Origin of the sequence: Hallella faecis, assembly GCF_018789675.1 — a bacterium.
GTDB lineage: Bacteria > Bacteroidota > Bacteroidia > Bacteroidales > Bacteroidaceae > Prevotella > Prevotella faecis.
Map to the genome: position 1 here is coordinate 20,779 of NZ_JAHKBE010000039.1, position 7,739 is coordinate 28,517.

Genomic DNA, 7,739 nt, shown 5'->3' on the forward strand with positions numbered 1-7,739 from the left:
CACTTTTGCAATTTTACTCACTCCCACATCCCCATGACCTTTTCGATGATGGGGGCCATGTCGTAGTATTTGTATTCGGCGAGGCGGCCACCGAAGATGACGGAGGGTGAGAGGGTGGCGGCCAAGGCGCGGTAGCGGTCGGCCAGGGCGTTGTTGGCCTCGTCGTTGACGGGGTAGTAGGGCTCCATGCCGGGCTGCCACTCGGTGCTGTACTCGCGGCTGATGACGGTGTGGGGGTTGTCGTAGACCTGCTGGCCGAACTGCTCGAAGTGCTTGTGCTCAATGATGCGGGTGTAGGGCACGGCGGCATCAGTGTAGTTTACCACGGCGTTGCCTTGGTAGTTGGGCTGCGGCTTCACCTCGGTCTCGAAGCGCACGGTGCGGAAGTTGAGGTGGCCGTAACGGTACTCGAAGAACTCGTCGAGCTGGCCGGTGTAGACGATCGTCGGCGCCATCTGCTCCCAATGGGCGCGGTCGTCGAAGAAATCGGTGTTGGTGCGGGTGTCGACGCCCTCCAGCAGTCCGTCGATGAGGCGGTTGTAGCCTCCCACGGGAATGCCTTGGTAGAGGTCGTTGAAATAGTTGTTGTCGTAGACCAACCGCACAGGCAGTCGCTTGATGATGAAGGCGGGCAGCTCGGTGCACTGGCGCCCCCACTGCTTCTCTGTGTAGCCCTTGATGAGACGCTCGTAGATGTCGCGGCCGATGAGCGCGAGGGCCTGCTCCTCGAGGTTGCGCGGCTCGGTGGCTCCCTCGGCGCGCATCTTGGCCAGAGCCTCGGCGCGCTGCTCCTCAATCTTGGCGGCGGCCTCCTCGGGTGTTACCACGCCCCACATCTGGTAGAACGTGTTCATGTTGAACGGCAGGTTGTAGAGCCGTCCCTGGTAGTTGGCCACGGGCGAGTTGGTGTATCGGTTGAAGGGCACGATGCTGTTGACGAAGTCCCACACGCGCTTGTTGGAGGTGTGGAAGATGTGGGCGCCATACTGGTGGACGTGGATGCCCTCCACATCCTGGCAATAGACGTTGCCGCCGAGGTGCGGGCGCTTGTCGATGACAAGGCAACGGGCGCCTCGCTTATGGGCGAAGTGGGCGAAGGTGGCACCGAAGAGGCCGGAGCCCACGATGAGGTAGTCGTAAGGATACGCCATGGTATGAGGTGTTTAGGTGTTAGGTGTGTGGATGAGACTTTGGGTCTCGGGATGGGTGTAGACGTGCTGGTTGACGCGGCGCAGGCGCTCACCCTCGTCGAGCAGCTGCTGCATGCGCTCAAGGCGGTTGGCGGGCATCTGTCCACTGCGCATGCGCTTGACATTGTATTTCACCCAGTTGCGGAGGTCGTGCTCCTCGGGCTTGTACTTGGACGGGCGCCGCTTGTTCTCCTTGAGGAAGAGCATCACGGCGTCCCACATCTGGTTCCAGCGTTCGTCGCGTGTCATGGGCTATAGGGGTGGTTGGGGATGCGGTGCGGGCTATGGCTCGCTGCGCATCATGAAGTTTTTGGGTACGAAATGGATGGTGACGCCACCGAGCCCTTCGAGTTCCACCACCACTTGCTTGTTGCCGTGGATGCGCTTGACGACGCCCTCGACGCCTTGGAACGGGCCCGACACGATCTTGACGCGCCCCTGCTCATGGCCGTTCATCTCGGCGGGCTCGAGGTAGGTAAACTCGTCCTCGGGTCCGGCGGCCACCAGGAGGAAATTGGCCATCTGGCGGTCGGGCACCACGATGACCTCGCCAGGGGCCTGGTCGGGATGGAGCGCACGTCGCACCATGTAACGAAGGGGCTCGGCGCCGGTGCGCGTCTGCTTGAGGTGGGTGAGGTGTCGCATGGTGGTGCGCACGAAGATGAGGTTTGACAGGGCGGGCACGCGCTTGCGCACGATGTGGTGGCCTTGCTTGCTGAGTTGCGTTTTCATGGGCAGGAAATTCTCCACTCCCTCATCGTCGAGGAATGCCTTCACGGAGAGTTGGCGGCCATAGGTTACTCGCATGGGGAACCACTGCACTTGATCTTGGTTGAGCATTGCCTTTAGTTGAGAGAATAGCGGGGGGACACCGCACCTCGGAGTGGGCACGGCTGCATGAAAACGGATGTCACGATTAGTGGGTCCATGGAGGCACTGGCTTTCAGAAGCTTCACACAGGTCTAATGTGAACGAAATAGCGAGAGGGTACAACAAGCCTTCCCTACACTGAGATTGCCCTAAAGTCCCCCTAACGATGGCTTAAGGCCGTGGCCTTGTGCATCGTTTCGTTTACGGATAGTGCCAACGAGAGCAGAACATCAAGTTTACTTGAATGTTATGCCGAGCGTAGCCTATCCTATGCAAAGATATAAGATTTTTTTAATAAAACGCTGAATCCTCTTAATTATTTTTGACTTTCCACAAAAATAACAGGGGTGTAACGGATATTGCAGAGGAGAATATTAATAATGTGGGATGTGGGATGTTGAATGTTAAGTGTTTCCTTCGGATGCGGAATGGGGAATGACCATGCGGGATGATAGGGGTCTCCCACAGATCGCGCGGAGCAACACAGATGCCATTCGGGGTGCTTTTATCAAAAAACACGAGACTCGGCGAAGCCCCACCGACCAAAGGGAGGTAATTTCACCGATGCGCACGGATCGGTCTTTTCACGGATTCTTTACTCTTGCTCCGCGTCCTACTGCTTGGTTTTTGATGCGCCGCCGGCGCGACGGATGAGCACGGATTCTTTCGCAGGCTGGACGTGAAATGCATCTGTGCAAATCTGAGAGATCTGTGGGAGACAACTAAGCGCCCAATGCGCTTGAAAAAGCAAATGGGAGAATTCGCCCACAGATCGCAGACGATCACAGATGCCATGCGGCGCGATGGGCAGAAACGATGATCCCCCGTTCGCCCTTCTCTGAACAAGAAGGGAGAACGGGGGATGATAGGGACGGACAACGGAGCATTATCCGTAGATGATCTTACCTGTTTCGTCGCGGTTCTCGTCGATGAACGACTTGTTGTACTGGGTCATGCCACGGAGCGACATACCCATGCTTGAGAAACCTCCATCGTGGAAGAGCGTCTGCATGGTGACCTTCTTCGTGAGGTCGGAGAACATAACGACGCAATAGTCGGCACACTCGTCGGCGCTGGCGTTGCCAAGGGGCGACATGCGGTCGGAGAAATCGTAGAGGCCGTCGAAGCCCTTGATGCCGCTGCCGGCTGTGGTGAACGTGGGCGACTGGGAGATGGTGTTGATGCGAACACCTTTCTCGCGACCATAGATGTAGCCGAAGCTGCGAGCGATCGACTCGAGCAGCGACTTGGCGTCGGCCATATCATTGTAGCCGAAGAAGGTGCGGTGAGAAGCCACATAGGTGAGCGCCAACACAGAGGCGTTGTCGTTCAGGGCGTCGAGCTTCTTGGCCACCTGAAGCATCTTGTGGAACGAGATGGCTGAGATATCGAGCGTCTTGCTCAGGTACGAATAATCCAAATCGTCGTAGGTGCGCTTCTTGCGCATGTTCACGCTCATGGCACATGAGTGGAGCACAAAATCGATCTTGCCGCCCATGGCCTCCTGGGCCTTCTCAAACAGGGCGGTGAGGTCCTCAATCGACGTCGCGTCGGCAGGGATGATGGTGGCGTTGGTCTTCTTGGCCAACTCGTCGATGGTGCCCATGCGACAAGCCACGGCGGTATTGGTCAACACAATCTGTGCGCCCTCTTCTACCACACGCTCTGCCACTTTCCACGCAATCGATGCGTCGTTCAATGCGCCGAAGATGATACCGCGCTTTCCTTTCAACAAATTAAAAGACATAATGTTCTATTTAGATAAAATGATATTGTTCTTGCCTTAAACTGCCATTCTGCTACATTCATGTTTCAAATGGCAGTGCAAAGGTATAACATTTTGCACACTTATAGGCAATAATGTGCAAATAATTGTGTTTTACCACGCATTTACCCCATAATCATGCACAAATCAAAACGAATGTGCAATGGGAAATGGGGCCATAACCAGGCGAAGCGGGTGGCGAAATACGGATCAGAGCGCGGCGGCTATCTTGCGAATCGCTTGGATACGCTGCATGAACGATGGGTTTCGCTTCGCAGATATCATATCGTACCTCGTCTGCAAATTTAGCAAAGGCTCAGCATCAAGTCCAAGAGCAGCAGCTATCAGCATAGCGAGATGTGCATTCATAGCTCGTTTACCATTCAGAACCTCATTGAGTAATGAACAGGACACACCTATCTCTTGAGCAAGCTGACGTTGGGTAACGCCACGATACGCTATCTCATCCTTTATGACTTCACCAGGATGGGTAGGTTCGAAAGGCTCCAAATTATTTACGATCATATCTTCTCTTATCTGACGCATATTTCTTCCTCATTTACTTATCATAGGCTTTGCCATCTACATATAAATCCTTCAGGTAAACTTCTCTAAAGTTAATTTGCATGACACGTTAATCTCAAATGCAAAGATAACAACAACAATCGGGATTCACAAATATGTGAACAGAAACCTTACGCTAAATTGGAAACAAATCAAAAAATGGTCCGATCACACGATTACTATTCCCCAAAACCACACGTCTCTCAGATTTTCTTGCTACATTTGCCATGCCTTGCGCACCATCTTCCTTACAAGCAATATCACACAAGGAGATAAAAGGGGACGCACAACAGTGGCTGCGCCGCATGCTGGCGGAATGGCCATAGCAAAAGACAAAAGTCATAAAGGATTGAAATATGGAAGCATTAGAAGCATTGTACACACGTCGAAGCATCAAAGGATTCACCGACCAGATGCCTTCGCAAGACGAGATTGACAAGGTGACAAAAGCGGGAACTGCCGCACCCACGGGCATGGGTATGCAGTCGCCCTACATCGTGGTGGTAAAGAACAAGGCTCTCCGCGATGAACTGTCGAAGATGAACGCCGAGGTGTTGGGCACCCACGCCGACCCGTTCTACAACGCCCCGGTCATCATCGTGGTGCTGGCCAGCAAATCGAGAAACACCTATATGAACGACGGTTCGCTGGTGATGGGCAACATGCTTAACGCCGCCCACGCCATAGGACTTGGCGCTTGCTGGATTCACCGCGCCAAGGAGGTGTTTGAAAGCGAACGCGGCAAGCAGCTGCTCAAGGAATGGGGCATCGACGACGATTGCGAGGGAATAGGTCACATCGCCCTCGGCTACCCCGCCATGGAGCCGAAGCCTGCCAAGCCGCGCAAGGAGGGATATGTGAGGGTCATAGAGTAATCTGCCGCCCCACCCTATCCGCGACACGCCTTCCGGGCAACAACCAGGAGGTTTCACAAAAAGGCATGGGAACCACGAATCATCAGGCGGAGCCGTCGTGCCCGGCCTGATGATTTTGGTTTGGCGACAATCTGAAAAGGGGGAAATAGGGGCACAAAAAAAACTCTGACCGTTACCAGTCAGAGTTTCAAGGTAGTGGATAGGGGAATCGAACCCCTATGCCAAGATTGAGAATCTTGTATCCTAACCATTAGATGAATCCACCATCGTTAGCTATACGTTGCAAAAGCAACAAGCGTGTACTCGGTAAGAGAATCGAACTCTTATGCCAAGATTGAGAATCTTGTATCCTAACCGTTAGATGAACCGAGCCTGTTTCAAGCATCTCTTGCAAAGAGAAAACGTTGCGGAAGCTGGGGGATTCGAACCCCCGGTACGCTAACGCGCACGGCAGTTTAGCAAACTGCTGGTTTCAGCCACTCACCCAAACTTCCTTGGTTTTGTTAACCTCACCACATCTGTTTTCCAAATGCGGTGCAAAGGTAGTGCTTTTATTTCACAATTCCAAATATTCCATAGACTTTTTTCGCATAAATGCATGAAAAATGTGAATATGACCTATAAATGCAACTTCCGCAGGGTTCGCATCACGTTAGAGCCTGTCAGAATAGCTCGGTGGTGGAATCCTGCGGAAGGTATTATGCGCATGGTTTACTTGGAAAAGGTCATAGAATACTTAATCACACCACCTTCAGAGCCACGGAGGGTCTGGGTAATGGTCAGGGTATTACCTTTCACTTCGGAAACAGTTTCTGATGAGCCTTCCTCAAGAGCGGTATCGTCGATCGACAAGAAGAAATCGTTGCTCCATGCCTCTTCATCCCAATTCCATCTCTGGAGTTTGTTGCCAGACATGCGCCACATGTAAGGCTCTACGTCGTTGTCACCGAAACGAATATACATATAACCTGAGCCCGTAAACGTGAGACGCTCAGGCTGGCCCTCATAGGCATACTCAATCTGCTCGTTCCATTCATCCTCGTCTTCCTGGGTCCATTCCTCACCATTCTTCGAGGCGAGTTCTTTCATCTTTGCCTTCATTTGTATGGTGATCTCACGCATGCTGTTGGCCTTGAGATCGAATACGGTATAACTTCCCATCTTAAACGAATAGGCGACGCTCTGGAACTTCCATGTGCGGCAGAGATTCTTGGCCGTAGAGCTAATAGGCTCGGTCGACGTCACCTTACGGGCGCTGTAGCTCTTTGTGGTGGTTGATCCCTCAGGAACGATCTTCACTTCATAGACCTCGCCGTTCTTCGTTACGGTCAGCGTGCCATAGCCGTTGAGCACATACTCGCCGTTGGCGCCCTTGGTGTAGTCGCCATAGTGGAGACCGTCGTCTGAAGACTCGGCGGCGCGCTGGTCAGCGCGGCGTGCCATCATGGGCTTGGCACCATAGTCCGACTCATCGCCACCCACGAAGTATTGGCCACCTTCAGTAAGTTCGATGAATGAGATGTCGGCGTTGGGATCGGTGATCTCATAGCGGGCAGCGTCGGTATTAACAACGTCACTGCCTGAACCGCCTCCACCCTCTTCAGGGTCGTCGTCACTGCCGCAAGCTGTCAATCCCCCGAGACACAACACGAAGGCCATCAGGATAAAAAACCATTTTGTTTGTTTCATAATTTGAATGATTAATGGGTAAGACAATAATTGTTCCTACAGACTCATTAGGTTAGCAATGAGCTGCTTTTCTTATGCAAAGGTAAGTGGTAACAAGCAATTACACAACACGCACCAACGCTGTACGTGCCTGTTCGTCAGCATGTGTGCCTAAACGCAACAACATGGTGCTTATGTGAAAGAAAAAACTACAAAACAATGGTTGGACAACACAAGCCTTCATTTCGTAGTTTTCGCAAGCCACTAAGACGTTACTTTGACTTGGATGAAATCTTTAAGGCTACTCCATTCTTAAATCGAGCTATGAAAACTCGTGGCAGGTTGCCTATGCCAAGATGGGCGTTAGCCAACTAACCAAGAACAACACAAAGAAAATACTTCAAAAATCAATTTCATCTTCTTGTTTAAATTAACAAACTTGTCAAACTCACAAAAGCAAGTCAAGACAACTATCAAAAACAGCAAAAATAGAAGAAATAAGCCAAACGTGCAACACCCCCAACCCCTGAATCGTGCTCATTCGAACCAAAAACGCACCAAGGAACACAAAAAACATGCTCATACGCTCATAAAAAGGCTCATCCATTAAATGCGTGAACATGCGACCCGAAGGGGTATAAGCGCATAGCGCATGGTATCGCCCTGGTGACCATTGGGTTTTACATGCGTCTGAAAGCGGGCTGAAAGCCCAAAAAGCGCATAGCCCAGGGCAAAGCGAAGCGACACCCTGCGTATTATCGTGTTGTCATTGGTGCGCCCTGAAAGGGCCAAAGCGTTAATTATCAA

At 52.3% G+C, this 7,739-nt stretch carries 8 protein-coding genes and 3 tRNA genes; 1 reads left to right on the forward strand and 10 read right to left on the reverse strand.

From position 1 onward, the window contains the following. Window positions 1-17: 17 nt before the first annotated feature. The 5 genes from glf to KM934_RS09300 form a co-directional block, all read right to left on the reverse strand. Window positions 18-1,151, reverse strand: a complete 1,134-nt coding sequence (glf, locus tag KM934_RS09280) for a UDP-galactopyranose mutase (RefSeq protein WP_215760342.1) — start codon at window positions 1,149-1,151, stop codon at window positions 18-20. 12 nt (window positions 1,152-1,163) lie between these two features. Then, window positions 1,164-1,439 (reverse strand): hypothetical protein, encoded by a 276-nt coding sequence (locus KM934_RS09285; RefSeq protein WP_215760343.1) that lies wholly within the window; start codon window positions 1,437-1,439, stop codon window positions 1,164-1,166. 33 nt (window positions 1,440-1,472) lie between these two features. Beyond that, window positions 1,473-2,030: a UpxY family transcription antiterminator gene (locus tag KM934_RS09290; protein WP_215760344.1), complete on the reverse strand. Its 558-nt coding sequence runs from the start codon at window positions 2,028-2,030 to the stop codon at window positions 1,473-1,475. A 916-nt stretch (window positions 2,031-2,946) separates the two neighbouring features. After that, the gene (locus KM934_RS09295) at window positions 2,947-3,807 is read right to left on the reverse strand and encodes an enoyl-ACP reductase FabI (RefSeq protein WP_215760345.1); all 861 of its coding nucleotides are present in this window, start codon (window positions 3,805-3,807) and stop codon (window positions 2,947-2,949) included. 228 nt (window positions 3,808-4,035) lie between these two features. Beyond that, window positions 4,036-4,371 carry a HigA family addiction module antitoxin gene (locus tag KM934_RS09300; RefSeq protein WP_215760346.1) on the reverse strand — a complete coding sequence of 112 codons (336 nt, stop codon included), beginning with the start codon at window positions 4,369-4,371 and terminating at the stop codon, window positions 4,036-4,038. Window positions 4,372-4,745: 374 nt separating this feature from the next. Between KM934_RS09300 and KM934_RS09305 the strand changes: the two genes are divergently transcribed. Continuing rightward, window positions 4,746-5,264 (forward strand): nitroreductase family protein, encoded by a 519-nt coding sequence (locus KM934_RS09305; RefSeq protein WP_215760347.1) that lies wholly within the window; start codon window positions 4,746-4,748, stop codon window positions 5,262-5,264. 193 nt (window positions 5,265-5,457) lie between these two features. Here KM934_RS09305 and KM934_RS09310 read toward each other — a convergent pair. From KM934_RS09310 to KM934_RS09330, 5 genes are all read right to left on the reverse strand, one after another. After that, window positions 5,458-5,529: transfer RNA gene (locus KM934_RS09310), tRNA-Glu, on the reverse strand. A 35-nt stretch (window positions 5,530-5,564) separates the two neighbouring features. Beyond that, window positions 5,565-5,636 (reverse strand) — tRNA-Glu (locus KM934_RS09315). Window positions 5,637-5,671: 35 nt separating this feature from the next. After that, window positions 5,672-5,758 (reverse strand) — tRNA-Ser (locus tag KM934_RS09320). A gap of 217 nt (window positions 5,759-5,975) precedes the next feature. Beyond that, window positions 5,976-6,953, reverse strand: a complete 978-nt coding sequence (locus tag KM934_RS09325) for a hypothetical protein (RefSeq protein WP_215760348.1) — start codon at window positions 6,951-6,953, stop codon at window positions 5,976-5,978. 585 nt (window positions 6,954-7,538) lie between these two features. Next, window positions 7,539-7,739, reverse strand: a 201-nt coding sequence (locus tag KM934_RS09330) for a hypothetical protein (RefSeq protein WP_215760349.1), incomplete at its 5' end; no start/stop codon positions are given.